This is a genomic window from Pseudoclavibacter sp. JSM 162008, assembly GCF_041366455.1.
In the GTDB taxonomy this organism is placed as follows: domain Bacteria; phylum Actinomycetota; class Actinomycetes; order Actinomycetales; family Microbacteriaceae; genus Pseudoclavibacter.
Genome location: NZ_JBEWYX010000017.1, coordinates 58,064 through 83,369, shown reverse-complemented (window position 1 = coordinate 83,369; position 25,306 = coordinate 58,064). Strand labels below are relative to the sequence as shown.

23 protein-coding genes and 1 tRNA gene are annotated in these 25,306 nt (G+C 69.5%); 10 read left to right on the top strand and 14 right to left on the bottom strand.

Annotation, left to right across the window (positions count from 1 at the left end):
* The first annotated feature begins 5 nt into the window (after positions 1-5).
* The 4 genes from ABVF28_RS13925 to ABVF28_RS13910 all read left to right on the top strand — a co-directional run bounded on the left by ABVF28_RS13925 (position 6) and on the right by ABVF28_RS13910 (position 3,695).
* Complete coding sequence (locus ABVF28_RS13925) at positions 6-1,196, top strand: ROK family protein (RefSeq protein WP_371030930.1); 1,191 nt, start codon at positions 6-8, stop codon at positions 1,194-1,196.
* Positions 1,197-1,364: 168 nt separating this feature from the next.
* A complete protein-coding gene (locus ABVF28_RS13920) occupies positions 1,365-2,438 on the top strand; it encodes an alkene reductase (RefSeq protein WP_179556415.1) in 1,074 nt (357 codons plus the stop codon).
* 121 nt (positions 2,439-2,559) lie between these two features.
* Positions 2,560-3,165: an HD domain-containing protein gene (locus tag ABVF28_RS13915; protein WP_371030929.1), complete on the top strand. Its 606-nt coding sequence runs from the start codon at positions 2,560-2,562 to the stop codon at positions 3,163-3,165.
* 62 nt (positions 3,166-3,227) lie between these two features.
* On the top strand, positions 3,228-3,695 hold the full coding sequence (locus ABVF28_RS13910) for a hypothetical protein (RefSeq protein ID WP_371030928.1): 468 nt from the start codon (positions 3,228-3,230) through the stop codon (positions 3,693-3,695).
* A gap of 111 nt (positions 3,696-3,806) precedes the next feature.
* On the opposite strand, the gene ABVF28_RS13905 is transcribed toward ABVF28_RS13910, so the two are convergent.
* The 3 genes from ABVF28_RS13905 to ABVF28_RS13895 form a co-directional block, all read right to left on the bottom strand.
* Positions 3,807-4,784: a ribose-phosphate diphosphokinase gene (locus ABVF28_RS13905; RefSeq protein ID WP_104312382.1), complete on the bottom strand. Its 978-nt coding sequence runs from the start codon at positions 4,782-4,784 to the stop codon at positions 3,807-3,809.
* Between the two features lie 34 nt (positions 4,785-4,818).
* Positions 4,819-6,264 carry a bifunctional UDP-N-acetylglucosamine diphosphorylase/glucosamine-1-phosphate N-acetyltransferase GlmU gene (glmU, locus tag ABVF28_RS13900; RefSeq protein ID WP_104312383.1) on the bottom strand — a complete coding sequence of 482 codons (1,446 nt, stop codon included), beginning with the start codon at positions 6,262-6,264 and terminating at the stop codon, positions 4,819-4,821.
* Positions 6,265-6,338: 74 nt separating this feature from the next.
* Positions 6,339-6,410, bottom strand: a tRNA-Gln gene (locus ABVF28_RS13895).
* A gap of 123 nt (positions 6,411-6,533) precedes the next feature.
* Here ABVF28_RS13895 and ABVF28_RS13890 point away from each other — a divergent pair.
* From ABVF28_RS13890 to ABVF28_RS13880, 3 genes are all read left to right on the top strand, one after another.
* Complete coding sequence (locus tag ABVF28_RS13890) at positions 6,534-6,986, top strand: nuclear transport factor 2 family protein (RefSeq protein ID WP_371030927.1); 453 nt, start codon at positions 6,534-6,536, stop codon at positions 6,984-6,986.
* Between the two features lie 86 nt (positions 6,987-7,072).
* Positions 7,073-7,663, top strand: coding sequence for a MarR family winged helix-turn-helix transcriptional regulator (locus ABVF28_RS13885; RefSeq protein ID WP_371030926.1), 591 nt, complete (start codon positions 7,073-7,075; stop codon positions 7,661-7,663).
* A 56-nt stretch (positions 7,664-7,719) separates the two neighbouring features.
* A complete protein-coding gene (locus ABVF28_RS13880; RefSeq protein WP_371030925.1) occupies positions 7,720-9,546 on the top strand; it encodes an ABC-F family ATP-binding cassette domain-containing protein in 1,827 nt (608 codons plus the stop codon).
* A gap of 102 nt (positions 9,547-9,648) precedes the next feature.
* Here the strand turns inward: ABVF28_RS13880 and ABVF28_RS13875 are convergent, their stop codons facing one another.
* The 4 genes from ABVF28_RS13875 to ABVF28_RS13860 form a co-directional block, all read right to left on the bottom strand.
* Positions 9,649-10,401 (bottom strand): MerR family transcriptional regulator, encoded by a 753-nt coding sequence (locus tag ABVF28_RS13875; protein WP_371030924.1) that lies wholly within the window; start codon positions 10,399-10,401, stop codon positions 9,649-9,651.
* A gap of 104 nt (positions 10,402-10,505) precedes the next feature.
* Positions 10,506-11,855, bottom strand: coding sequence for a M20/M25/M40 family metallo-hydrolase (locus tag ABVF28_RS13870; RefSeq protein WP_371030923.1), 1,350 nt, complete (start codon positions 11,853-11,855; stop codon positions 10,506-10,508).
* A gap of 143 nt (positions 11,856-11,998) precedes the next feature.
* Entirely contained in the window at positions 11,999-13,342 is a 1,344-nt protein-coding gene (locus ABVF28_RS13865) for an LLM class flavin-dependent oxidoreductase (RefSeq protein WP_371030922.1), read from the bottom strand.
* An 18-nt stretch (positions 13,343-13,360) separates the two neighbouring features.
* Complete coding sequence (locus tag ABVF28_RS13860) at positions 13,361-14,401, bottom strand: LLM class flavin-dependent oxidoreductase (protein ID WP_371030921.1); 1,041 nt, start codon at positions 14,399-14,401, stop codon at positions 13,361-13,363.
* A 259-nt stretch (positions 14,402-14,660) separates the two neighbouring features.
* Here ABVF28_RS13860 and ABVF28_RS13855 point away from each other — a divergent pair, with 259 nt between their 5' ends.
* The gene (locus ABVF28_RS13855; protein WP_371030920.1) at positions 14,661-15,068 is read left to right on the top strand and encodes a GNAT family N-acetyltransferase; all 408 of its coding nucleotides are present in this window, start codon (positions 14,661-14,663) and stop codon (positions 15,066-15,068) included.
* A 147-nt stretch (positions 15,069-15,215) separates the two neighbouring features.
* On the opposite strand, the gene ABVF28_RS13850 is transcribed toward ABVF28_RS13855, so the two are convergent.
* The 6 genes from ABVF28_RS13850 to rsmI form a co-directional block, all read right to left on the bottom strand.
* Positions 15,216-15,812, bottom strand: coding sequence for a DUF1349 domain-containing protein (locus ABVF28_RS13850; RefSeq protein ID WP_371030919.1), 597 nt, complete (start codon positions 15,810-15,812; stop codon positions 15,216-15,218).
* A gap of 35 nt (positions 15,813-15,847) precedes the next feature.
* Positions 15,848-17,167, bottom strand: coding sequence for a hypothetical protein (locus tag ABVF28_RS13845; RefSeq protein ID WP_371030918.1), 1,320 nt, complete (start codon positions 17,165-17,167; stop codon positions 15,848-15,850).
* A 168-nt stretch (positions 17,168-17,335) separates the two neighbouring features.
* Positions 17,336-18,187, bottom strand: coding sequence for a 16S rRNA (adenine(1518)-N(6)/adenine(1519)-N(6))-dimethyltransferase RsmA (gene rsmA, locus ABVF28_RS13840; protein ID WP_371030917.1), 852 nt, complete (start codon positions 18,185-18,187; stop codon positions 17,336-17,338).
* The gene (locus ABVF28_RS13835) at positions 18,184-19,113 is read right to left on the bottom strand and encodes a TatD family hydrolase (protein ID WP_371030935.1); all 930 of its coding nucleotides are present in this window, start codon (positions 19,111-19,113) and stop codon (positions 18,184-18,186) included. Before ABVF28_RS13835 ends, rsmA begins: the two co-directional genes overlap by 4 nt.
* 71 nt (positions 19,114-19,184) lie before the next feature.
* Positions 19,185-20,753: a methionine--tRNA ligase gene (metG, locus tag ABVF28_RS13830; protein WP_179556394.1), complete on the bottom strand. Its 1,569-nt coding sequence runs from the start codon at positions 20,751-20,753 to the stop codon at positions 19,185-19,187.
* 30 nt (positions 20,754-20,783) lie between these two features.
* Positions 20,784-21,596 carry a 16S rRNA (cytidine(1402)-2'-O)-methyltransferase gene (gene rsmI / locus ABVF28_RS13825; RefSeq protein ID WP_371030916.1) on the bottom strand — a complete coding sequence of 271 codons (813 nt, stop codon included), beginning with the start codon at positions 21,594-21,596 and terminating at the stop codon, positions 20,784-20,786.
* 50 nt (positions 21,597-21,646) lie between these two features.
* Between rsmI and ABVF28_RS13820 the strand changes: the two genes are divergently transcribed.
* Positions 21,647-23,422 (top strand): dolichyl-phosphate-mannose--protein mannosyltransferase, encoded by a 1,776-nt coding sequence (locus ABVF28_RS13820; protein WP_371030915.1) that lies wholly within the window; start codon positions 21,647-21,649, stop codon positions 23,420-23,422.
* Between the two features lie 7 nt (positions 23,423-23,429).
* Here ABVF28_RS13820 and ABVF28_RS13815 read toward each other — a convergent pair whose 3' ends face one another.
* Positions 23,430-24,527, bottom strand: a complete 1,098-nt coding sequence (locus ABVF28_RS13815; protein ID WP_371030914.1) for an SDR family oxidoreductase — start codon at positions 24,525-24,527, stop codon at positions 23,430-23,432.
* Positions 24,528-24,604: 77 nt separating this feature from the next.
* On the opposite strand from ABVF28_RS13815, the gene ABVF28_RS13810 reads away from it, so the two are divergent.
* Positions 24,605-25,258: a CatB-related O-acetyltransferase gene (locus ABVF28_RS13810; RefSeq protein WP_371030913.1), complete on the top strand. Its 654-nt coding sequence runs from the start codon at positions 24,605-24,607 to the stop codon at positions 25,256-25,258.
* The last annotated feature ends 48 nt before the right edge of the window (positions 25,259-25,306 follow it).

Sequence of the window (25,306 nt, the reverse complement as noted above, 5' to 3'; positions counted from 1 at the left end):
ACACCGTGTTCAGACTCCCCGCCACCCCAGCGCCCCTCAAGCGCGCGAACCTGCAGCTGCTGCTCGAGTACGCATGGGATTCAGGAGCGTTCACGGCAACCGAGGCCTTGAGCATCGGCCTCACTCGGTCGACGATCATCGACCTGCTCGACGAGCTCGCCGGCTACGGCCTCGTCACCGAGCTGCCGAATGCCCGCGAGGACGGCAGCTACCAGAAGGGGCGCCCGGCTAGGCGGTTCGAGTTCACGGCCGACGCTGGCATCGTGGTCGGCGTCGACGCGGGACGCGAGCACCTGACCACGACTGTGTCGAACTTCCGCGGCATCACCATCAGCTCCGGCCAGGTCGAGGTCGACCCGGGCGCTGACTCCCCTGAGACCCGGCGAGCGCTCCTCCGGAAGGTCGTCACCGACCAGCTGTCTACGACCAGGCACACCATCGATCAGGTGGCCGCCCTGTGTGTCGGTGTCCCGGCGCCCGTGGACGCCCGCGGCACCTCCCCCGCGCACGTCGAGGGGTTCTGGCAGCGCACCAACCCCGACTTCGCCACCGTCTTCGAGGACCAGGTCCCGATCATCCGCGTCGAGAACGACGCCCTGCTCGCGGCCGTCGCCGAGGGCAGCGTGGGAGGAGGCGTCGACTGCAGCGACTTCGTCACGTTCCTCAGCGGCGAGCGGTTCGGCGCTGGCATCGTCGTCGACGGACGCCTGCTGCGCGGCGCGCACGGCGGGGTCGGTGAGATGCTCGGCCTCGACCTCGTCGCTGGAGCGGAGGGTGTCGACGGATTGGGGCTTCGCGCCGCACGCCTCGCGCGGACAGCCGTCGAGCAGAACGCAGTGGCGCCGAACAGCGCCCTGCTCGGCGTCCCACCCCACGAGATCAACGGCAAGCTCGTCCTCGAGGCGGCGAACGAGGGCGACATCGATGCCCTCCGCATCGTCGCCGAAGTCGGCGGCGTCCTCGCGCGCATCGTCGGACTCGTGGCCAGCCTGTTCGATCCCGAACGGGTCATCATCGCCGGCGGCGTCGCACCCGGAGCCGACGGCCTCATCGCGGCGGCCCGCGAGGAGCTGCCGGCGCTCCTGCACCTGCCGGTGCCAGAGCTCGTCCGCTCCGAGCTCGGAGCCGGCGTGGTCTCCGTGGGCGCCGTCCAGCACGCGCTTCGCTCACTGCGCGACGGCATCCTCGACCTGTAGCGCTGTGGATCTGAACCCCTGGGGTCCTGAATCCTGACCATCCGCAGGTGAAGAGACCGAATGCTCACCGCCCGGCAACACACCGACGTGGAATGCGGCGAGCAACCGTGCTGTTCGATCTGGGGGCAACGCACCAGCGCTCAGACCCCGATCCGAAAGGCACTATCAGTGGACCTCTTCTCTCCTTTGACCCTCGGCGACATCCAGCTCGCCAACCGCGTCGTCATGGCGCCGCTGACTCGCACACGTGCGAGCGCGGAGGGTGTACCGGGTGAGCTTGTGGCGGAGCACTACGCGCAGCGCGCCAGCCTGGGCCTCATCATCACCGAGGGCACGTACCCGAGCGCCGAGTCTCGCTCCTACCCCGGCCAGCCGGGCATCGTCACCCCCGAGCAGACCGAAGGCTGGCGCCGAGTCGCCGAGGCCGTGCACGCCAAGGGTGGCCGCATCGTCATGCAGATCATGAACGGCGGACGCGTCTCGCACCCCGACATCACGGGCACGTCCCGCATCGTCGCCCCCAGCGCCATCGCGATCGACGGCGAGGTGCGCACCCCCAACGGCAAGCAGCCGTACCCGGTCCCCCACGCCCTCACGACGGCCGAGCTCGCCGATGTTCGCGAGGAGTTCGTGGATGCGGCCCGCCGCGCCATCGAGGCGGGCCTCGACGGCGTCGAGATCCACGGCGCCAACGGGTACCTGCTCCACGAGTTCCTGTCCCCCGTATCCAACCAGCGCACCGACGAGTACGGCGGCTCCCCCGAGGCGCGCGCTCGCTTCGTGGTCGAGGTCACCGCGGCCGTCGCGGAAGCGATCGGGGCCGGCCGCGTGGGCCTGCGCCTCTCGCCCGCCCACAACATCCAGGACGTCGTCGAGACCGACGACGCCGACGTGCGCGCGACCTACGACGCCGTCGCCGACGGCCTCGCACCCCTCGGCCTCGCCTACCTGAGCGTGCTCCACAGCGACCCCGAGGGCGAGCTCGTGCAGGACCTGCGCGCACGCTTCGGCGGCGCCTTCATCGCGAACAGCGGCTTCAGCCGTGTCACGACCCGCGAGGAAGCCGTCAACCTCGTCAAGGAGGGCAACGCCGACGCCGTCGCCGTCGGTCGCCTCGCGATCGCCAACCCCGACCTCGTCGAGCGCTGGCTCGGCGAGCACCCCGAGAACGAGCCGAACCCGGCGACCTTCTACGGCGACAGCGCGGTCGGATACACCGACTACCCGCGGCTCTCCGCGTAGCCACCACCGGCTGAGCACCACGGCGGGGCCCGTCCGGTGACGCCAAGTCATCGGACGGGCCCCTCTCGGCAAGAGTGACAGCCCCTCACGACACGACCCTCCCACTGTGCGACAGTTGGCCATGCGCATCGCTGACTTCCCTGTGCCGGACACGGCTGCCGCTCGCGGTGCCCTCGAGCTGGCCACCGAATACCAGTCGGCCGCCATCACCGCGCATGCCCTGCGGTCGTGGCTGTGGGCCGAGGGCATCGCGGCGGCCGAGGGCCGCACCGGCATCGACCACGAGCTCCTCTACGTGGCCGCCGTCCTGCACGACCTCGGAACGGTGACCGAGTACGACAACCACACCGTCTCGTACGAGCACGCGGGCGGGCACGTCGCCGTCGCCCTGACAACCGGCGCCGGGTGGCCCGCTGAGCGTCGCCGCCGCGTTCTCGACGTCATCGTGCGGCACAACTGGCCGAGCGTCGACCCCGAACTCGATCTCGAGGCGTACCTGCTCGAGCGCGCCACCGGCCTCGACATCACGGGCAGCCAACCTGACGCGCTGCCCGAGGCGTTCCTGCGGGAAGTCCTCACGGCGCACCCGCGCGGCACCCTCGCCGCCGAGTTCGGCAGGTGCGTCACCGACCAGGCGTCGCGAAAGCCGACGACTTCAGCTCGCAGGCTCGTCGACGGCGGGCTGCTCCGCAAGCTCGCGGCGAACCCGCTCGAACGCCTCCGGTAGTCCGTAGCAGGGGCCGCAAGCGACAAGCCGCGGCCGAATCGTACGGCCGCTACCCTGACCTCGTGAAGACACAACAACGGACCCACCTCAGCGGCACGCTGATGGGCCTAGCGGTTGCCGCTCTGCTCAGCGGATGCGCGACATTCACGAATGCCTGCACGGACATCGGCTGGACGAATCGGGTCGACGTGCAGTTCACCGGGCCCGCTGCAGCGATCGCGATCATCGAGACCATGGAGGTCTGCGGAGAAGAGACCTGTTGGAAAGCGCCGAGACCCACAGCGACTCCCACGAGCCCGCCCGGTGCCATCGAGGCCTACGAGTTCCCTGCGACCGCGGTCACCGACACGCGGTGGGCGCTCGCCATCGGGATGGATACACCCGAGTCGATCACGATCACCGCCCGGACCGCCGATGGGACGGTTCTCGGCACCACAGAGTCAGACGTCGACTGGACCCGCGTCGGCGGGACGGCGCAGTGTGGCGGACCCCACGAAGGCGGGCCGGTGGAACTGGACGTCGCGCTCTGAGAGCAACGCCCGGGAACACCAAGAATCGCTCACAGCAGCACAACCGCCAGACGCCCCGGCCGAACCGAGTGGTTCCGCCGGGGCGTCTCTGCGTTCTGGAGGCTCGTCCGCTTACGCGGCGCCGTCGAACATCGACGTGACCGAGCCGTCCGTGAAGACCTCGGTGATCGCGCGAGCGAGGGTCGGCGCGATCGGCAGGATCGTGAGCTTGTCGAATCGCTTCTCGGGCGGGAGCGGCAGCGTGTCGGTGACGACGACCTCGTCGATGGCGTCCGAGCTGAGACGCTCGACGGCCGGATGCGAGAAGACGGCGTGCGTCGCGGCCACCACGACACCGATCGCGCCGGCGGCCTTGAGAGCCTCCGCGGCCTTGACGATGGTTCCACCGGTGTCGATGAGGTCGTCGACGAGCAGGCACACGCGGCCCTCGACGTCACCGACGATCTCGTGCACACTCACCTGGTTCGCAACCTTCGGGTCACGGCGCTTGTGGATGATCGCGAGCGGCGCATCCAGCTGGTCGCTCCAGACGTCGGCGACGCGCACGCGGCCCATGTCGGGCGACACGACGGTGAGCGTCGCCGGGTCGAGCTTCTGACGGAAGTGCTCGAGCAGAACCGGCATGGCGAACAGGTGGTCGACGGGGCCGTCGAAGAAGCCCTGCACCTGCGGCGCGTGCAGGTCGACCGACATGATGCGGTCGGCGCCAGCGGCCTTGAAGAGGTCGGCGACGAGGCGGGCCGAGATCGGCTCACGGCCGCGACCCTTCTTGTCCTGACGCGCATACGGGTAGAAGGGAGCCACGACCGTGATGCGCTTCGCCGACGCACGCTTGAGCGCGTCGAGCATGATGAGCTGCTCCATCAGCCACTCGTTGATTGGCGGGCAATGCGACTGGAGCACGAACACGTCGGCCCCTCGCATGCTCTCCCCGTAGCGAGCGTAGATCTCGCCGTTCGCGAAGGTGCGCGACTCGGTCTCCCCGAGCTCGATGCCGAGTTCTGCCGCGACTGCTTCGGCCAGCTCGGGATGAGCCCTGCCGGAGACGAGAACAAGTCGTTTCTCAGTGGAGGTGATGATGCCAGACACGCTGTACCGCCCGTTTCCTGTGCTTGCTCTGTTGTTACGCGTTCGGTTCTGATTCGCGCGACGAGGCAGCCTCAGCGGCCTCGGCCGCGGCGGTGCCCGCTCGGTTCTTGAGCACCCACCCCTCGGCGTTGCGCTGAGGTGCGACGTTGATGGCGAGTGCACCCGCTGGGACGTCCTTGCGGACCACCGTCCCAGCCCCGGTGTAAGCGCCGTCGCCAATCCTAACCGGGGCGACGAAGACGTTGTGCGAGCCGGAGCGCACGTTGTCGCCAACGGTCGTCCGGTGCTTGTTCACGCCGTCGTAGTTCGCGGTGATCGTGCCGGCTCCGACGTTCGAGTTGACGCCGACCTCGGTGTCGCCGATGTAGGAGAGGTGCGGCACCTTCGAGCCGTCGCCGATCTGCGCGTTCTTCGTCTCCACGAACGTGCCGATCTTGCCGCCGGCACCCAGGATCGTGTTCGGGCGCAGGTAGGCCCACGGGCCCACGGATGCGCCGGCCCCGATGACGCTCAGCGTCGCGTCGGTGCGCTTCACGACGGCCCCCTCGCCGACCTCGCAGTCGACGAGCGTGGTGTCAGGCCCGATGATGGCGCCGTCGGCGACCGAGGTCGCCCCGCGCAGCTGCGTGCCGGGCAGCAGCTCCACGTCGCGCCCGAGCGACACGTTGCCCTCGATGACGGTCGTCGCCGGGTCGTGCACGGTGACGCCCTCGAGCTGCCAGTGCCGGATCTGCCGAGCGTTGTAGTAGCGCTGCGCCTCCGCGAGCTGCACCCGGTCGTTGATGCCCTGCACGATCTCCGGGTCGGTGACGGCGATCGCCTCGATGCGCCCCGCATCCGCCTTGATGAGCTTCGCCGCGTCGGTGAGGTACTTCTCGCGCTGCGAGTTCGAGTCGTCGATGCGGCTCAGCACCTGACGGACCGTGCGGGCGTCGAACGCGTACACGCCCGCGTTGATCTCGGAGATGCGCAGCAGCTCCTCACTCGCGTCCTTGTGCTCGACGATCTCGTCGAAGTCGCCGCCGGACGAGCGGACGATGCGCCCGAAGCCTGCCGGCTCCTGCACGAACGCGCTCAGGAGGGTGAGCTGGTTCTTCGCGTGACGGTGCTGCTCGACCATGCGGGCGATCGTGCCCGAGTCGAGCAGGGGCACGTCGCCGGAGAGGACGACGACGACACCGTCGAAGTCCGCGGGCAGCGATTCAAGGCCCACCTCGAGTGCCCGCCCGGTGCCGGGAACGTCGTCCTGGTCCGCGAACTGCGTGTCTGGAGCCAGGTCCTGGATGGCTGAGACGACGCGGTCACGATCGTGGCGGACCACGGTGACGGTGTGCGCAGGGCCGAGCTCGGCGGCGGTGTGCAGCACGTGCCCGACGAGGGGAATGCCTCCGAGTCGGTGCAGCACCTTCGGGGTGCTTGAGCGCATCCGTGTTCCCTGGCCAGCCGCCAGGATGACGATTGCGAGTTCTCGATCGGTCACAGATCCTCCTCGTTGTGGGCGCCGCGATGCGAACGCCATCACGGTCCACGGTGGCATGCAGCACCCCCGCGCCGCTCCTCCCCCAGGATTCGAACCTGGACCTAACAGCTCCAAAGGCTGTCGTGCTGCCGTTACACCAAGGAGGAACGTGCCCGCTCACGCGCGCACTCGCCAATTGTGCCAGAACCGGGAGGGCCGCGCGCTTGCCACGGTGGTGGTGTGGAGGTGAGTGCGCCAGACTGGCGGATCACAAGACCCAAGGAGGCGTCATGTCCGAAGCCCTCGCCGTCGCGAATCGATTCACCGACACGTACTCGGCCGCCGTCACGGGGCGCGACAAGACCGCGATCATGTCGCTCTACGCACCAGACGTCCGGGTCTTCGACCTGTGGAGCACCTGGTCCCACGAGGGGGCCGGCACCTGGGGGGACTCGATCGGCGAATGGTTCGGCTCCATCGAGTCGGGCACGCACTCCGCGACGTTCACAGACCTGCGCGCATACGGCGACCACGACGTCATCGTCGTGGAGAGCTACGTGCGCTACTCGTGGCACAGCCCCGAGGGTGAGCTCGAATGGATGGACAACCGACTCACGTGGGCGCTCGTGCAGCACAAGGGCGAGTGGGTCATTGCGCACGAGCACACGTCGGCGCCCGTCAATGCCGAGACGGGGCTCGTCGTGACGAAGCGTGAAGTGGATGCCCACCACCCCAACTCGTAGGCGGGAGACCCCGCGAGTGCTCGGCGGTGGCCGTGCTCCCCGTCGGCGCGTCGCCCCCGGACCGCGGGACTCGCCATAATGGGGGTATGGATGCCCCCGGACGTGCAGCTCAGCAGCGCGACTTCTCGCGCGACGCGGGTGAGCTGAACGCGGGCGGCCGCCCCGTGTATGCCACGCATCCGGTCGACACCGTCGACACGATCGTGCGCGACTGGTCGCGGGAGCGCCCGGATCTCGACGTCGACCCGCTGCGCATCTTCTCTCGCGTGAAGCGCATCGCGAAGCAGCTCGACGCCCTCCGCAAGGCGGCCTTCGCCGAGACGGGCCTCGAGCTCTGGGAGTTCGATGTCCTCTCGGCCCTGCGCCGCGCCGGATCCCCGCACCGCCTCAGCCCCAAGCACCTGCTCGCCTCGAACCTCGTCTCGAGCGGCACCATGACGAACCGCATCGACCGGCTCGTGGGCCGCGGCCTCGTCACCCGCGAGGTCGACCCCAACGATGGGCGCGGCATCCTCGTCACCATGACCGTCGACGGGCGCGACCTCGTCGACGAGGCGCTCACCCGCCTCGTCGCCGCCGAGCGCGAGCTGCTCGCCGAGCTCGATCTGGAGACCCGAGACGACCTGGCGACGGCCCTGCGCGCCCTCTCCCTCCGGATGGACGACCCGGCGCACTGAGCTCCGACCCCCCTTTCTCGGCGGGCGCCGGGCTACCCCGGCCTTAAGCTGGTCTGATGGCCCATCTCCTCGGCGCGGAAGCGCTCCACCTCGAGTTCCCGACCCGAGTCGTCTTCGACAGCGTCTCCGTCGGCATCCAAGAGGGCGACCGCATCGGCATCGTCGGGCGCAACGGCGACGGCAAGTCGACCCTCCTCAAGCTGCTCGCCGACCGCATCCAGCCAGACGGCGGCAAGGTCACGCGGCGGCGCGGCGTGCGCGTCGGGATGCTCGACCAGGCAGACACCCTCGACCCCGAGCTCACCGTCAAGCAAGCCATCGTCGGCGACATGGACGACCACGACTGGGCCTCCGACGCGAAGATCCGCGACGTCGTCAACGGCCTCGCCGGCGACCTCGAGTGGACCGACAAGATCGGCGACCTCTCCGGCGGACAGCAGCGGCGCGTCGCCCTCACCGCCCTGCTCATCGGCGACGACGACATCATCATGCTCGACGAGCCCACGAACCACCTCGACGTCGAGGGCATCGCGTGGCTCGCGGGGCACCTCAACTCCCGCTGGTCCAAGAACCAGGGCGGGCTCGTGGTCGTCACCCACGACCGGTGGTTCCTGGATGCGGTGTGCCAGACCACGTGGGAGGTGCACGACCGCGTGCTCGACCCGTTCGAGGGCGGCTACGCGGCGTACATCCTGCAACGCGTCGAACGCGACCGCCAGTCCGCCGCCATCGAGTCGAAGCGCCAGAACCTCATGCGCAAGGAGCTCGCCTGGCTGCGCCGCGGCGCCCCCGCCCGCACGGCGAAGCCGAAGTTCCGCATCGAGGCGGCCACGCAGCTCATCGAGGACGAGCCGCCCGTGCGCAACCCCGTCGAGCTGTCCCAGCTCGCGACCGCCCGCCTCGGCAAGGACGTCGTCGACCTCCTCGACGTGGGCGTGACCTTCGGCGACAAGGAAGTGCTGCGCGACATCGAGTGGCGCATCGCGCCCGGCGAGCGCACCGGCATCCTCGGCGTCAACGGCGCCGGCAAGTCGACCCTGCTCAACCTCGTCGCCGGCAGCCTCGAGCCCACGAGCGGCAAGGTCAAGCGCGGCAAGACCGTCAAGATCGCGACCCTCTCGCAGCGCCTCGCCGAGCTCGACGAGCACCAGAACGACCGCGTCCGCGAGGTCGTCGCCCGCCAGAAGTCGAGCTACGTGTCCGGCGGCAAGGAGATGACGCCGTCGCAGCTGCTCGAGCGCCTCGGCTTCACGACCACACAGCTGCAGACCCCCGTCAAGGACCTCTCGGGTGGCCAGCGCCGCCGCCTGCAGCTGCTCCTCATCCTGCTCGACGAGCCGAACGTGCTCATCCTCGACGAGCCCACCAACGACCTCGACACCGACATGCTCGCCGCCATGGAGGACCTCCTCGACACGTGGCCTGGCACCCTCCTCGTCGTCTCGCACGACCGGTACCTGCTCGAGCGCGTCACCGACCAGCAGTACGCGGTGTGGGACGGCGGCCTCCGCCACCTCCCCGGCGGCGTCGACCAGTACCTCGAGCTGCGCTCGAACAGCCTCAAAGGCTCAGCACCCGCCACGCTCTCCAGCACGACGGATGCGGCGGCCAGCGGCTCGTCGTCGTCCTCCGCACCCGCCTCAGCCGGACTCTCTCTGGGAGGCGCCGACCGCCGCTCGGCAGAGAAGGAGGTGCAGGGCATCACGAGGAAGATCCAGAAGATCGAGCAGTCGATGAAAAAGGTCGACGCGGAGCTCGCCGCCCACGACCAGGGCGACTACGAAGGGCTCGGCGTCATCACGGCCAAGCGCCAGGCGCTCGCGGCCGAGGTCGACGCCCTCGAAGAGCGCTGGCTCGAGCTCTCCGAGGTGCTCGAAGCGTAGCCTGAGCTCGCCCCTCCGAGACACCTCGCGAGTTGCCGCAAAGGGCCGCCATTCGCGACGAATGGCGACTCTTTGCGGCAACTCGCGGGGCCGGCACTCGCCCTACGCGAGGTTGCGCTCGGCGTAGACGCGCATCGCGTCGCGCACGAACTCGGCGCCCGTGGCGTGCACGCGCGTGTAGTTCTTGCCGAACCGCTCATCTGCGACATACATCTCGCCGAGACCCGCGAACGCCTCCGCGCTCGGGGCCTCCCCGTTCCAACCGGCCTTGACCCAGTCGAACTGGCGGGCCGCCGCCGCCTGCGCCTCGTCGCCGTCTGGGCCGTGACCTGCAGTCTGGGCCGCGCTGAACGCATCCTGGATCCGCGTCTGCTCCTCCAAGAACCCCTGCCTGCCCTCCTCGCCGAGACCACGCCACCAGGTGTCGCCGTCGGCGTACGCCTTGGCGCCCCAGCGCTCCTCGACCTCGTCCTTGTACTGCGTGTGGTCGAATCCGTCGAACATCTGCTCAGGCATGAGCGTCTCCTTCCCTCGGAGTGCGGCGAGAGTCGCGCGCACCGATCCGATCTGCGTCGTGAGGCGGCTGCGTTCGTCGTTCAGCCAGCCGAGGTGCGTCTCGAGCGCAGCGACGTCGTCGCTCCGCCCGGCAAGCGCATCGGCGATGGCGCTGAGGCCGACCCCGAGCTCACGAAGCAACAGGATGCGTTGCAGTCGCACCAGCGCGGCCTCGTCGTAGTAGCGGTAGCCATTTGCGCGCGTGCTGCTCGGGAGCAGCAGGCCGATGCTCTCGTAGTGCCGCAGCGTGCGCGAGGTCACGCCCGACTGCTTCGCCACCTCGCCGATCGACCACTCCATGACCGCATCCTCTCCCAGATCGTACGAGCGGCTCCCCCGATCTTCGGGAGAAGCGAACCGCTCGAGAACGACCCTAGAAGTTGACGCAACGTCAAGGTCAAGCCTCACGCTGAGAGGAAGTTCCTGACGACGTGGTCGAGGCCGCGCACCGTGAGGTCGATCGAGTCGAGGTCGAGGCGCTCGTTGGCGGAGTGGAAGCGGTTGCGCGCGACGGAGAAGGTCAGCTCGGGGCTGAGGATACCGAAGCCGAACGCGTTGGCGCCGTGCAGCCGGTAGAAGCGGGCGTCGGAGCCGCCGACGCCGAGGATCGGCGCGGGCTTCGCTCCGGGCACGAACTCGGCGAGGGTCTGCTCGATCTGCGTGTAGAGGCGGGTGGTCGTCGCCGATTCGTTGGCCGGCGAGAACCAGTCGCCCTCGACGCTGACGAGGCCGGAGAAATCGGCTGCGATCGCCGCGAGGTGTGCCGCGACGTCCTCCTCGGTGACACCGGGCAGCACGCGGATGTCGAGCGAGATCGACCCGCTGTCGGGAATCACGTTGACCTTCGAGCCAGCTTCGACGATCGTCACGGCGACGGTCGTGTGGGTCCAGGCGTGCACGAACGGGACGAGCTCACCCAGCTCGGGATGCGCGCTCAGCTCGTCGATGGCGTCGTCGATCGTGGCCGGGTCGGCGAGACGAGCGCTGAGTCCGGCGGGCAGTTCGAGCGCCGCAAGCGTCTCAAGCCACTGCTCGCTGATGCGCGGTGCCGGGGCCACGGCCTGCAGGCGATCGACGACCTTGGCGAGCGTCACGGCGGCGTTCGAGCGCCCCCAGGGAGCAGACGCGTGCGCCGCGTCGCCGCGCACGACGATGCGACGCGGAGCAGCGCCCTTCTCGCCGACGCCCACCGTGATGGCGGTGCTGCCGACTCCGCCGAGTCGCGCGCCGCCCCACTCGGTGAGCACGTTGTCTGCGGCGATCGTCGCCCAGTCGTTCTCGGAGAACCAGCCGACGCCAGCTCGGCTCCCCTGCTCCTCGTCGGCGACGGCCGCGAAGACGAGATCACCGGTTGGCGCGAATCCGCTCGTCGCGAACCGCTTGAAGATGACCGCGTACGAGGCGGTGAGGAACAGCATGTCGACGGCGCCTCGGCCCCACACTTCACCGTCGATGAGCTCACCCGAGTGCGGCGGATGCACCCAGTCGGCCGCCTTCACCGGAACGACGTCGGTGTGCCCGACAAGCGCCAGCGATTCCGCCGCGGGGTCCGTGCCCGCGAGACGAGCGACCACCGAGACGCGTCCCGGGAACGGCTCGACGCGCGTCAGCTCGACGCCGCTGCCGGCGAAGAACGCCTCGAGCACCGCTGCGGCGCGCCATTCGTTGCCGGAGGCGAGCGCGCCGTCGTTGACGGTCTCGGCGCGGATGAGCTGCTGCAGGAGGGCCACGGTCTCGTCGCGAAGCGAAGTCATGCCCTCATCCTGGGCGAAAGGCGGCGGGTCCGCGTGCTCGGGCGTTGCACGGGGTCACGTGGCCTGCCGGGTGCGACGCCGCAAGCGACGCGCTCGCCTATTCCCCGGCTGACGGCACGACGGCCGGCGCGGTGAACGCGACCTCACGCGCCCGCGGGCACCAGGTCCTCGACGACCGCCGGCAGTCCGAGGTTCTCGCGCAACGTGGTTCCCGGGTACTCGGTGCGGTACGAGCCACGCTCCTGCAGAGCTGGGATGAGCTCGTCGACGATGTCGTCGAGGCCGGACGGCACGAGGTACGGCGTCAGGTTGATGCCAGTGACCGCCCCGCTCCGGGCCAGCTCCGTGAGCGTGTCGGCGACCTCGTCGACGCTGCCGACGAATCCGCGCTGCGAGGACAGGTGGATGACGAAGTCGCGGATGGAGAGGCCGAGCGCTTCGGACTTCTCGCGCCACTGCTGCGCGAGCTCAAGCGCCTTCGCGTTCTGGAACGCGGTGCCACGGGTGCCGTCGGTGACGGCGACCACCGGGTCCTCGGTGGGCAGCGGTCCGTCTGGGTCGAGGTGCGAGAGATCCTTGCCCCAGAACTGCTCCAGATAGCGCAGGGACGTCGCGGGCGAGATCTGGTGCTCGCGCACCCAGCGCGCCTTCTCCTCGGCCTCCTTCGGCGTCCCGCCGACGACGATGGTCGCGCCGGGGAAGAATGCGAGCTCGTCGCGGGCACGACCGAACTTCGTGAGCCGCTCGCGCAGGTCGGCGGCAAACGCGGTCGCGCCCTCCAGCTCGGGATGCGCGGAGAAGATGACGTCGGCGTGCTCGGCGCCGAAGTCGCGCCCCTGGCTCGAGTCGCCGGCCTGGAACAGCACGGGCCGAGACTGCGGGCTCTGCGGGAGGACACGCTCGGAGACGAAGCGGATGAACTCGCCGTCGAAGTCGACGCCGCCCCGGTTCGCCCACAGCTGCTTGGCCGCCCGAACGAACTCAGCAGCGCGGTCGTACCGGTGCTCGTGGGCGAGGTGCCCGCCGCGGCGGAAGTTGGCGCCGGTCCACGCGTTGTCGGTCGTGACGATGTTCCACGCGGCGCGCCCCTCGCTAAGGAGGTCGAGGCTCGCGAGGCGGTACGCGAGGTCGGCCGGCTCGTTGTAGGTCGTGTTCTGCGTTGCGACGAGGCCGATCTTCTCGGTGATGGGGGCAAGCGCGGCGAGCTGAGTGATGCCATCCGGTCGCCCGGCCACGTCGTTGTCGTGGATCTTGCCGAGGTGCTCGCGCAGGCGAAGACCCTCGCCGAGGAAGAACGCCGAGAAGAGGCCGCGCTCAGCGGTCTGCGCGATGCGGCGGAACGACTCGAATTCGGTCTGTGAGCCGCTCTGCTCGCTCGACCAGATGGTCGTCGAGTTCACGCCCTGGAAGAAGACGCCGAACTGGATCTGGCCGGAGCCCTCGGCGCTCACCGATGGCCGAGTCGCGCCCGTGCTGTGCTGTGTCATCGTCGTGATCCTTCGCGTTCAGAGTGCCGTGGCGGCGTAGCGGTTGACGGGGTGCGCGAGCCCGAGGGCGTCCCGCAGATGCTCGCCGGACCGCGGCGAGGCGAAGACACCGGCGCGGCGCAGGCTCGGGAGCACGGCACGGCCCAGCTCCTGCACGTCGACGCCGAAGTCGGCCGGCAGCAGGCGCACGCCGTTCGCGAACGAGGCCACCTCGGTGATGAGCTCGGCGAGGCCAGCGGAGTCGCCCGAGTAGTGGATGCGCCCCGCCGCTTCGGTGTCAGACGCCCGGTTCCCGACACGTTCGACCGCAGCGCTTCCCCGCGCATCGAGCGCGAACGAGACCTCGACGACCGTGCGCTCGATTCCCTGGGTGTCCGCCTGCCCGGCGGCGGCACTCGCCTCGAGGACTGTTCGCTCGCGGATCAGCGCGACGTCGATGAGCTCAGGCGCGGCCGAGCCGGAGACCGCGAACGTCGGCAGGAGCCCCTGGTGCGGGCGCGGGATGATGGACGGCCCCTTCACGCTGAAGCGTGCGCCCTCGAAATCGGCATAGTGCAGCTTGTTGCGGTCGAGGTAGCGGCCCGTCGCCGTGTCGCGGATGACGGCGTCGTCCTCCCACGAGTCCCACAGGCGACCGAGCACCTCGATGGTGTCGTCGAGCTCGGCGCGGCGCGATTCCGGTCCGTGGAGCGGCGCCCGGTCGAACGCCGCGGCCTCGAGCGCGCCGCCGTCGACCTCGCCGATCCAGCCGGCTCGGCCGTGCGAGGCGTAGTCGAGGGTCGCGAGCTGCGTTGCGAGGTGGAACGGCTCGACCCCCGTGACACGCACGAGCGGGACGAGCCCGGTCGCGCCGGAGAGCGGGGCGGCGAACGCGGCCTGCGTGACCGCATCCAGTCGCGGAGCCGTCTCGCCGAGCTCGGGGAAGCCTGCGTCCTCGAACGTCGCGATCGTCACGCCGAAGCGCTCGAGGGCGGCGATCGCCGCGCGGATGCGGGTCGGGCTGACGCCTTCGCTGCCCGCTTCGACGGCGATGGCAAACGGCGGGTTCTCGTGAGTCATGCCTCGCAGACTAGGAACCGCGCATCACTGTGTGACGGCTGGCGCTTCACCTGCCGCCCCCGGAGGACTTCTGACGCAACACTGGATGCGCGCCCCGCGAAGTGAGGCGTACGGTACCTAGCGCGAGCACAAGCCCGCCCCACCCAGGAGCGGACCGCACGACCCCCGACCGTGGAAGGAGCATGAAGATGACACACACGACGACAGGCCTGAACTTCATGTGCCAGCAGCGCGTCGAGACGGGCAGGCTGGCGCCGCAATGAGCCTCGGGCTGCACACGTCGATCGGCAACGCCGTCCGTGTGACCACCACCCGAGCAGGCGCCGACCGCGTGGAGTTCCACGCCATCCCCTTCGACGGCACACGAGTCGTCGCCACCGCCACCCTCTCCGGCGACCTCGACGGAGTCGGCGCCGAGCTGGTCTTCGACGAGCTCTGGGTCGCGCCGGAGCTGCGCGGCAACGGCATCGGCACCCGAGTGACGCGGGCCGCCATCACGTGGGCCGACCTGCACCTCGCGACGGGCATCGACACGTACGTGGCCGAGGAGAACGTCGCCATGCAGCGCCTCCTCGAGCAGCTCGGCTTCGAGCGCCGCCCCGAGCTCGAGCACGGCGAAGAGGCGTGGACGCAGATCTTCGCGCTGTCTCTCGAACTTGCGGGGTAAGGGCCCAGACCGCCGGATTCCGGTCTCCAATCGCGGGGTTCCGGTCTCCGGTTTCCGGTTTCCGGTCTCGGGGTCAGATGTCGAGCGGCTGGCGTGGGCCCGGCGGGAGGGCGCCAACGATACTGCGATTGCCATCGCCGCGAACCCTCACGGATGCAGCGAGGCGTCAGCGGGCGTCATGCGCCAGGCCAGGAAGCGCACGGTCAGGCCGCTGCGAGACGGCGCGCAGCAGAACGGCCCGGCCTGAACACGCTCATCCGGAGCCAGCGGCGCCACTCGCACGAGCCGCCACGACTCAGCGTCGACTCGGGCGCGGATCGTGACCGCGTTGCCGGCGCGGCTCGCCCGCACCGTGACGCGGCGGCCACCCCAGTCGGGAACAGGCGCGAGCGACCAGTCCGACTCGCCCCTGGTCACGACCGCACCCAGCTGCTCCTGCCCGTCACTGAGCTCGATGCCGGCCTTGATCCACGTCGTCTCGTCGCTCCGCAGGAAGATGCCCGCCTGGTCGAACTGCTCGCTGAAGTCGACGAGGAACTCCACCTCGACGGCGGAATCCTGCTCGAGGTCACTCAGGAGCGCATGCTCGGTGTCGTGGATGAACCCGTAGGAGGTTGTGCGCCAGGCGTCGCTGCCCTCGACGGCCGTGACGAGGAGGTCGCCGTCGACGACTTCTGCGGACACCGGCTCGTTGGTCCACTGCCCGTCGTTCCAGGGCAGGTTCGTGACGCTCTGCGTGTTCATGACTGTCATCCAATCAGTCCCCGCGAGGTCTGCGCTCAGCTGACCGGCTCGAGCGGCTGCACTGGGCCGGCCCCGCACCTGCCGACGACCACCAGGGCCGGACGCGTCACGTTGTTCTCGGGATCGTCTTCCCAGGTGAGCGCGAGGGCTGCGCGTTCGAGGACGCCGCTCGAGCCGTTCCGGCTCGTCGTGCCGCCGGACGCCTCGACCTCGAACGAGGTGATTCCCTTGGAGCCGGCGACAACAAGCACGTCCACGCCGTCGTCACGCAGCCACTTCGCGGCGATGACGGGAAGTTGCGGCGCCCCGTTCACGGGACTCGCGACGGGACCTGCACCGAGCAGCGTCGGATCGTCGTCGTCGCGTGTTGCGACGACCACCGCCCAGAGGACACCGGACCCGCTCCCCTGGCTCTCGAGGTGCGCCACCTCGACGAGCGAAAGCGGGGCGCCGGACGGCATGGTCTGGTCGTCGAGGATCGAGGCGCGCAGACGGCGGCCCTTCTCCTCCTCCCGAGCCGTGATGATGCCCCGCGAGAGCGCCGCGAATCTCGCGTTCCCCCGCTCAGCGTCGATGACGGCGGACCAGTCCCCGTCGGCGTCCTCCGTCTGCAGGAGCGTGAGGCCCGAGCTGGGATGCACGTAGGCGAAGCCCTCGACCACGTCGATCCCCGAACCGCCCGCATCCGGGATCCGCAGCAGCGAACGGGTTGCGAGCAGAAGGAGTCCGTCCGAGGTGGATGTCTCACCGAGCGAGGGAGCCGCCCCCGCGGCGAAGGTGACGGTCTCGAGTGACGTGCCCCGCTGCATCCGCTCGTTGAAGAGCAGCACGCCCGTCGCGACGGTGAAACCGCGCTCGTAGCGGGCCGTCGCGATCGAGGAGGTGCCGAGCACCGAGTAGGCCGTGTCGTCGCCGCTGCCCGCGCCGTCGAGCGGGCGGACGAGCGCGGCGACCGCGTTGTCCGATCGGAGGATCACGAGCCGCGCGGAGAACGAGGCGCGCACGGATGAGGTGCCGACCTTCGTCGAGTCGACGTCTCCCGCCCAGAGGAGCTCGATGGCCTGCCCCTCCGGGAGTTGAAGGGTGTCGCCGTCGGCATAGTCGCGCCAGGCATCGGCCGCAGCAACCAGTGGCCGTTGCTCGTCGAGCTTCGCCTCGGCACCACGGGTCGGGTAGCCGGGGAGCGTCGACTCGCTCACCACGTCCGTCGAAGAGGTGTCACCGTCACCGGTGAAGGCGAGGACCACCCAGCCCGCGGCGAGCGCCAGCAGCACGACGATCGCACCGATCGTCAGCATGCGCGCGCGGCGGGACGGCAGCGGAACGTCTGCGTCAGCCGCGGCGGACTCGCCCATGCCCAATCCCTCGCCTAGCTCCGGGGCACCGACCTCGTTGTGGTGCTGTCCTCGTAGTCTGCACGAGTCCCCGCGAAGATGCGGCGAAATGGCGGAGATCTCAGCCGGTGCGCGTCAGGCCCGAGGCCCGAAGAGCTCTCGTCGTCTGGCTCCTCGCTGACGCAGGCCTCAGGCCTCGGGCTGCCAGGCCTCCGCGAGGCGCACGTAGTCGTCGATGCCGACCGTCTCACCGCGGGCCGTCGGGTCGATCCCCGATGCCTCCAGGACGAGGGAGGTCGCCGCTGCGTTCTCGCCGAGCAGCGGGGAGAGCGCCTGTCGCAGCATCTTGCGCCGCTGCCCGAAGGCGGCGTCGACGATGCGGAACACCTTGCGGCGCAGCTCCTCGGAGCCGCGCGGTGTGTCACGCTCCGTGTAGGAGATGAGGATGGAGTCGACGTTCGGCACAGGCCAGAACACCTTGCGACCCACGAGGCCGGCGCTCGTCCAGGAGCCATACCAGGCGGCCTTCACGCTCGGCGATCCGTAGACCTTCGAGCCGGGGCCCGCGACGATGCGCTCCCCCACCTCGGCCTGCACCATGACAACGCCGCGTTCGAGCGACGGCAGCCGCTCGAGGAGGTGCAGCAGCACGGGCACGGACACGTTGTACGGCAGGTTCGCGACAAGCGCGACCGGTTCGCCCGGCACATCCTGCACCTGGAGGGCGTCGGAGACGATCACGTCGAGCTGCGCGCCGGGCGCGTGGTCGGCGACCGTCTGCGGCAGTCGGGCGGCGAGGCGCTCGTCGATCTCGATGGCGGTGACGCTCGCGCCCGTCTCGAGCAGGCCGAGCGTCAGCGATCCGAGACCGGGCCCGACCTCGAGGATGTGCTCGCCGGGGCGGACCTTCGCGGTCTGCACGATGCGCCGCACCGTGCCGGGGTCGTGCACGAAGTTCTGCCCGAGCTTCTTCGTGGGGGTCACGTCGAGCTCGGCTGCGAGCTCGCGGATCTCGTTGGCGCCAAGCAGGCTCACGCTCATGCGGAATCTCTCTGGGTGGATGCGGCGGCGGGTGCGTCGCCCGACAGGTTCCAGCTGCCGTAGACAGCCTCGGTATTCGCGCTGATCTGCGCGCTGAGCTCGTCGACCGGCACGTCGAGGTGCTCGGCCATCGCTCGCAGCGTCACGGGGATGAGGTAGGGCGCGTTCGGGCGTCCACGGAATGGGACGGGGGTGAGGAATGGCGCGTCGGTCTCCACGAGGATGCGGTCGAGGGGCGTCACCGTGAGCGCCTCCCGCAGCGTGGCCGCGTTCTTGAACGTCACCGTCCCGGCGAACGAGAGGTACCACCCCTCGTCGGCCGCGATGCGGGCCATGTCGGCGTCACCGGAGAAGCAGTGGAAGACAGTGCGCTCCGGGGCACCGACGCGCTTGAGCGTCGAGATGACGTCGTCGTGCGCGTCCCGGTCGTGGATCTGCATGGCGATGCCGTGCCGCTTCGCGAGCTCGATGTGCCGCTCGAACGCGTCGACCTGCAGCAGCTGGTCAGCTTTCTCCGGCGTGCGGAAGTAGTCGAGCCCCGTCTCGCCGATGGCGCGCACGCGCGGCTCGGCCGCGAGGCGGTCGATCTCGGCGATTGCCTCGTCGAGGGTGCCAGCTGCGGCGAGCTCGGGCACCACGTTCGGGTGCAGGGCCACCGCGGCGAGCACTCGCTCGTTCGTCGCGGCGATGCGGGCCGACCACCGGCTCGAGGGCATGTCGTTCCCGACCTGGACGACGCCCTTCACTCCCGCAGCGACGGCGGCGTCGAGGTGCTCGTCGAGCGACAGGCGCTCGTCCTCCTCGCCGTCCTCGATCTCGAGGTGCGTGTGGTTGTCGTAGCAGGGCACATCCAGCGCCTCGGGGTACGGCGGGTAGGCGAGGACGCGCGTGTGCCCCGACTCGCTCGTCGCCGAGCGGCGGCGCAGCTTCTCGGCCGCCCGCTCCGCCTCGCCCTGCTGGGCTTCGCCCTGCTGGCCCTGCTGCGACTCGGGCACCGTCAGCGCTGGACTTCCTGCTCGATGCGCGGGAAGAGCGGCGGCAGCTCGCTCAGCGGTCGCGAGCCGACCAGCGCGTAGGCGTTGGCGATGCGGGTCGAGGCGAGCTCGCCCTCGCCGCCGATCGCGGACCACAGCTTCTCGGCGGCGATCGGGATGAACGGGTTGAGGAGCACGGCGAGGTGGCCGAGGCAGCGGGTCGTCACCTCGAGCACCGCGGCGAGGCGAGCGCGCCCCTCGTCGCCCTGCTTCGAGAGCGCCCACGGCTCCTGCTCCGTGATGTAGCCGTTGAGCGCATCCACGAGCCGCCAGATGTGCGCGAGCGCACCATCGATGTCGAAGGCGAGCATCGCCTCGTCGGCCTTCACCGCGACGTCGGTCGCGAGGTCGATGATGACCTGCTCGGAGTCGAGGAGCGTCGACTGCTCCGGCACGACACCGTCGAAGTACTTGTTGACCATGGCGATGACGCGGGAGGCCAGGTTGCCGAAGCCGTTCGCGAGCTCGGACTGGTAGCGGGCCGACAGGTCCTCCCACGAGAACGAGCCGTCCTGGCCGAAGTGGATGGCGCGCAGGAAGTAGTAGCGGAACGCGTCGGAGCCGAAGACGTCGGTGATCTCGGTCGGCGCGATGCCCGTGAGCTTCGACTTCGACATCTTCTCGCCGCCGACGAGCAGCCAGCCGTGCGCGAAGATGCCGGCAGGAACCTGGAGTCCGGCGGCCATGAGCATGGCGGGCCAGATGACGGCGTGGAAGCGGAGGATGTCCTTGCCCACGACGTGGTGCGCGGGCCAGAGCTTCTCGAGCTCCGACTCGTCGTCGCCGTAGCCGATGGCGGTGATGTAGTTGAGCAGCGCGTCGAACCACACGTAGACGACGTGCGACTCGTCCCACGGCACCTTCACGCCCCAGTCGAACGTGGTGCGGGAGATCGAGAGGTCGCGGAGGCCCGAGCGCACGAACGAGATGACCTCGTTGCGCGCCGACGAGGGCTGGATGAACTCGGGGTTCTCCTCGTAGAGCGCGAGCAGGCGCTCCTGGAAGTCGCTGAGCTTGAAGAAGTAGTTCTGCTCCTGCAGCAGCTCGAGCGGCTTCGAGTGGATGGCGCAGACCTTCTCGCCCTCGTACTGGCCGGTGCCGGCGACGATCTCCGACTCGGGCTTGAACTCCTCGCAGCCGACGCAGTAGAGCGCCTCGAACTCGGCGTCGTAGATGAAGCCGGCGTCGTTGAGCTTCTGCAGGAAGCGCTGCACGCGCGTCTCGTGACGCTCGTCGGTCGTGCGGATGAAGTCGTCGTTCGAGATGTTCAGGGTCTCGAGCATGGGCTTCCACGCCTCGCTGACGAGCTTGTCGGCCCACGCCTGCGGGGTGACGTTGTTCGCGAGCGCCGAGCGCATGATCTTCTGGCCGTGCTCGTCGGTTCCCGTGAGCAGCCATGTCGTGTCACCGCGCTGGCGGTGCCACCTGGCGAGCGCGTCGACGGCGACCTCCGTGTACGCGTGACCGATGTGGGGAACGTCGTTGACGTAGAAGATCGGTGTCGTGATGTAGAACGATTCGCCGGAAGCCATGGAGATCATCCTATTGTCGGCTGGGCCCTGTTACGACGCGAGGTGCCCCTGGTAGAGGTCGCGCTTGCTCATGCCCGTCTCCGTGGCGACCTGCGCGGCCGCCTCCTTGAGGCGCATCCCGCCTGCCACGAGGTCGGCGACCATCGCCTGCGCGCCGGCGGCGTCGACGACCGCGGGTGCCGCCCCCTCGACGACGATCACGATCTCGCCGCGCACGCCCTCCTCGGCCCAGGGCACGAGCTCGGCCGCCGTGCCGCGCTTGACTTCCTCATAGAGCTTCGTCAGCTCGCGGCACACCGCGATGCGGCGGTCGGCCGGCCAGATCGCGGCCATGTCGGCGAGCGTCCTCGCCAAGCGGTGCGGCGACTCGAACAGCACGACCGTGCGCGGCTGGTTCGCGAGGGATCGGAGGAACGTCTCCCGCTCCCCCGCCTTGCGCGGCAGGAAGCCGTCGAACGTGAAGCGGTCGGTGGGCAGCCCCGAGATCGCGAGCGCCGTGATGACGGCGCTCGGGCCGGGCACACTGGTGACGGTCACCCCCTCCTTCGCCGCGAGCGCGACGATCGGGTACCCGGGGTCGGAGATGCCCGGCATCCCGGCGTCGCTCACGAGCACGACGTCGGAGTCGCGCGCCTGCTCGACGATCGTCTTGGCCAGCTCGTCCTCGTTGTGCTCGTGCAGGGCGACGAGCCTCGGACGGTTCTCGACCCCGAGCATCCCGAGCAGCTTCGCCGTCGACCTGGTGTCCTCGCACGCCACGAGAGACGCGTTCTTGAACGTGTCGATGAGACGCGCCGAAGCGTCACCGAGGTTCCCGATGGGGGTGCCCGCGAGGATGATCATGGCTGCGATCCTCCCACGCGCTGGGCGCATGGCCCCCTACGATTGCTTGCGTGAGCGAGCAAGCAGAGACCGGAACCCCAGACGAGGCGGCCACGTCCCCCGCGGCGGCTGCCCCCGCGACGGCTCAGGTCGAGGCTCCGGCGGCCGACTCCGCTTCGCCAGCGACGGATCCTGCCCCGAGGGCCCAGGTCGAGCGAGGCTCGGTCTTCGACGACCTCTGGGCCCGCGTCACCAGCACGCCGCGACTCCGCGTGCGCACCGAGTGGATCCTCCTCGGCATCGTCACGCTGCTCGCCGCCGTCCTGCGGTTCTGGAACCTGGGCGGCGCGCACTACCTGATCTTCGACGAGACGTTCTACGTGAAGGACGCGTGGACGCTCCTCAACCTCGGCTACGAGGCCGAGTGGCCCGACAACCCGAACGACGCGTTCAACGCGGGCGACCCGAACGGCTACACGACCGACCCGTCGTACGTCGTGCATCCGCCGCTCGGCAAGTACATCATCGGGCTCGGGATGCTCGTCTTCGGCGCCGACAACCCCTTCGGCTGGCGGTTCGGCGTGGCCCTCGTCGGCACCCTCGCCGTGCCGCTCCTATGGGTCATCGCGAAGAAGCTGTTCCGCTCGCCCGTGCTCGCCACCATCGGCGCCGGCATGCTGGCCATCGACGGGCACGCGATCGTCATGTCGCGGGTGGGGATCCTCGACGGCATCCTCATGTTCTTCGTGCTGCTGGCCTTCCTGTTCGTGCTGCTCGACCGCGACGACCAGCGGCGCAAGCTGCGCTCCAAGATCATGGCGTGGCGCGCCGAGGAGGGGCTCGAGGGCGAGCCCGTTCCGACGAAGGCCACGACCACCTCGCGCGCCCCGGATGTGAAGCCGGTGGGCCCCGACTGGGGGCCGCGCCTCTGGTGGCGCCCCTGGCTCATGGCCGCCGCCGTCACCCTCGGCGCCGCCTCCGCCGTCAAGTGGTCGGGCCTCTACTTCCTCGCCGCCTTCTGCGTCTACACGCTCGTCGTCGACATGATCGAGCGCAAGCGACTCGGCGTGACGTTCTGGGGGTCGGCCGCGATCCTCCTGCAGGGCCCCGTTTCGTTCATCCTGACCGTGCCCCTTGCCGTGCTCACCTACCTCGCCACGTGGACCCGCTGGCTCACGACGACCGGTGGCTTCTACCGCGACTGGGCCGAGCAGGCAGGCAACGCCTGGACGGGGCTCCTGTCCTGGGTGCCGCTCCCCCTGCAGAGCCTCTGGCACTACCAGGTGGAGGCGTACAACTTCCACCGCGGCCTGAGCGCCGAGCACCCGTACCAGTCGGGGCCGCAGGAGTGGCCGTTCCTCATCCGCCCGACCGCGTTCAGCTACATCTACAGCGGCAAGGGTGACGGCTCCGGCTGCGACGTCAATCAGTGCGTCGAGGCCATCACGTCGATCTCGAACCCGATCATCTTCTGGTTCGGCACCGTGTCGATCCTGTTCCTGATCATCATGTGCTTCCTGCGGCCGAAATGGCAGTACTTCGCGATCCTCGTCGGGTACGGCGCCGGCTACTTCCCTTGGCTCGCCTACCTCGAGCGCCAGGCCGTCTTCCACTTCTACGCGATCGCGTTCCTGCCGTTCATGATCCTCGCGTCGCTCGTGGTGGTCCAGACGATCGCCGGCGACCGGGAGACGCCGCGCACGTCTCGGACGATCGGCGTCTCCGCGGTCGGGGTGCTGCTCGTCATCATGGCGCTCGTCTCAGTGCTGTTCTGGCCCGTGTGGACCGGGCAGATGATCTCGACCTCCTACTGGTCGCTGACCCACTGGCTGCCCAGCTGGCGGTAGCGGCGGCTCAGGGGATGAGGCGGTCGGCGCGATAGTGCTCGAAGAGGTCGGCGAAGGCCTGGTCGGTTCGGCGGAAGCTGAGGAAGCCGGCGTCGCGGCTCTTGCCCATGTCAGTGACGACCTCCATCTCGCGGCCGAGATCGGCGTCGGTGTGCCACCAGGATGCGAGCCGCGAGATGTCGGACTCGACGAGGTCGTGGTCGGCGACGACGGCCGGCCAGTGCTGCTCGAGCTGCGCCATCTGCACCTCGAGCGGGCGCGCCACGCCCTCGAACCCGACGACCTGCTCCGCCGGGACCCCGAGCAGCTCCGCCAGGCGCGGCCACATCCACCGCCAGCGGAAGATGTCGCCGTTCACGATGTTGAACGCCTCGTTCTGGCCGGCAGGCTCGGTGGACGCCCACACCATCTGCTCGGCGAGGACTCCCGCATCCGTCATGTCGGTGAGGCCGTTCCACTGCGCCTCGCTGCCGGGGAACACGAAGGGCACGCCGAGGTGCTTCGTGAGCGCGGCCTGCACGGCGATCGTCAGGCCCATGTTCATGGCGTTGCCGACGGCGTGCCCGATGACGGTGTGCGAGCGATGCACCGACCAGGTGAACTGCTGGCGGGCGGCCGCGGCGAACAGCTCGTCCTCCTGCGCGTAGTGAAAGTTCGGGGTGTCGAGCCGCTCGGACTCCTCGCGGAACGGGGTGTCCGGCATCTCGCCAGCCGCATACGCCTCGAATGGGCCCAGGTAATGCTTGAGTCCGGTGACCAAGGCCGCGTGCTGCACGGGCGCGTGCGCCAACGCGGCCAGGAGGTCGCGGACCATGGCGCCGTTCACGGCGATGTTCTCCGCCTCCGTCGCCTGGCGCTGCCACGCGGTGAAGAAGACATGCGTCGGGGTCTCGGAAGCCAGCGCCGCCTTGAGGCTCACGGGGTCGCGCAGGTCGGCGGCGATGCCCCGCACCCTGTCGGTGCTCGCGGCGCTGCGCGAGAGCGCGAGCACCTCCCAGCCGTCCTCGGTCAGGCGATCCACGAGGGCCGAGCCGGTGATCCCGGAGGCTCCCACGACGAGCGCGGTCTTCTGCGTTTCGGTGGTGTCGTTCGAGTTCGAGGTCATCAGGGGTGCAACGAGGCGGCGAGGGTCGATATTCCAGGACCAGCAAGCCCAGACAGGCGGAGACCTAGGCTGGGCCCGTGACAGATCCCGCGCTCCCTCCCGACCCCGACACGCTGCATCCCATCGAGGGTCAGGACCGCGTTGTCCTGCTCAAACCGCTCATCACAAGCCCGCTCATCAGCGTCGGAGACTTCACCTACTCCGACGACCCCGACGACCCGACATCGTTCCAGACGCGCAACGTGCTCCACCACTACGGGCCCGAGCGTCTGATCATCGGCAAGTTCTGCGCGATCGCGGCGGGCGCCCGGTTCATCATGAACGGCGCCAACCACCGCATGTCGGGACCGTCAACCTACCCGTTCCCGATCATGGGCGGCTCGTGGGCGCAGCACCTCGACCTCGTCACCGACCTGCCGAACCGGGGCGACACCGTCATCGGCAACGACGTCTGGATCGGCGGCGACGTCACGATCATGCCGGGCGTGCGCATCGGGCACGGGGCGATCATCTCCACTGCGTCGGTGATCACGAAGGACGTGCCCGACTACGGGATCGTCGGCGGCAACCCGGCCACGCTCATCCGCCGGCGCTTCGACGACGCCGACATCGAGGCGCTGATCGACGTCGCCTGGTGGGACTGGCCGATCGAGACCATCACCGAGCACGTCCGGGTCATCGCCGACGGTTCAGTGAGCGACCTCGCGGCGATCGCTCGCGGTCTCGACTAGACGGCCGAGTCGTCGCAGGGCGCCTCCCGGCCCGAGCACCGGCTCCGG

Bases quoted from the DNA above. Each gene is read 5' to 3' on its own strand.
- ABVF28_RS13915 (WP_371030929.1), top strand. From the start codon at position 2,560: ATGCGCATCGCTGACTTCCCTGTGCCGGACACGGCTGCCGCTCGCGGT.
- ABVF28_RS13890 (WP_371030927.1), top strand. From the start codon at position 6,534: ATGTCCGAAGCCCTCGCCGTCGCGAATCGATTCACCGACACGTACTCG.
- ABVF28_RS13885 (WP_371030926.1), top strand. From the start codon at position 7,073: ATGGATGCCCCCGGACGTGCAGCTCAGCAGCGCGACTTCTCGCGCGAC.
- ABVF28_RS13880 (WP_371030925.1), top strand. From the start codon at position 7,720: ATGGCCCATCTCCTCGGCGCGGAAGCGCTCCACCTCGAGTTCCCGACC.
- ABVF28_RS13875 (WP_371030924.1), bottom strand. From the start codon at position 10,401: ATGGAGTGGTCGATCGGCGAGGTGGCGAAGCAGTCGGGCGTGACCTCG.
- ABVF28_RS13870 (WP_371030923.1), bottom strand. From the start codon at position 11,855: ATGACTTCGCTTCGCGACGAGACCGTGGCCCTCCTGCAGCAGCTCATC.
- ABVF28_RS13865 (WP_371030922.1), bottom strand. From the start codon at position 13,342: ATGACACAGCACAGCACGGGCGCGACTCGGCCATCGGTGAGCGCCGAG.
- ABVF28_RS13860 (WP_371030921.1), bottom strand. From the start codon at position 14,401: ATGACTCACGAGAACCCGCCGTTTGCCATCGCCGTCGAAGCGGGCAGC.
- ABVF28_RS13855 (WP_371030920.1), top strand. From the start codon at position 14,661: ATGAGCCTCGGGCTGCACACGTCGATCGGCAACGCCGTCCGTGTGACC.
- ABVF28_RS13850 (WP_371030919.1), bottom strand. From the start codon at position 15,812: ATGAACACGCAGAGCGTCACGAACCTGCCCTGGAACGACGGGCAGTGG.
- ABVF28_RS13845 (WP_371030918.1), bottom strand. From the start codon at position 17,167: ATGGGCGAGTCCGCCGCGGCTGACGCAGACGTTCCGCTGCCGTCCCGC.
- rsmA (WP_371030917.1), bottom strand. From the start codon at position 18,187: ATGAGCGTGAGCCTGCTTGGCGCCAACGAGATCCGCGAGCTCGCAGCC.
- metG (WP_179556394.1), bottom strand. From the start codon at position 20,753: ATGGCTTCCGGCGAATCGTTCTACATCACGACACCGATCTTCTACGTC.
- rsmI (WP_371030916.1), bottom strand. From the start codon at position 21,596: ATGATCATCCTCGCGGGCACCCCCATCGGGAACCTCGGTGACGCTTCG.
- ABVF28_RS13815 (WP_371030914.1), bottom strand. From the start codon at position 24,527: ATGACCTCGAACTCGAACGACACCACCGAAACGCAGAAGACCGCGCTC.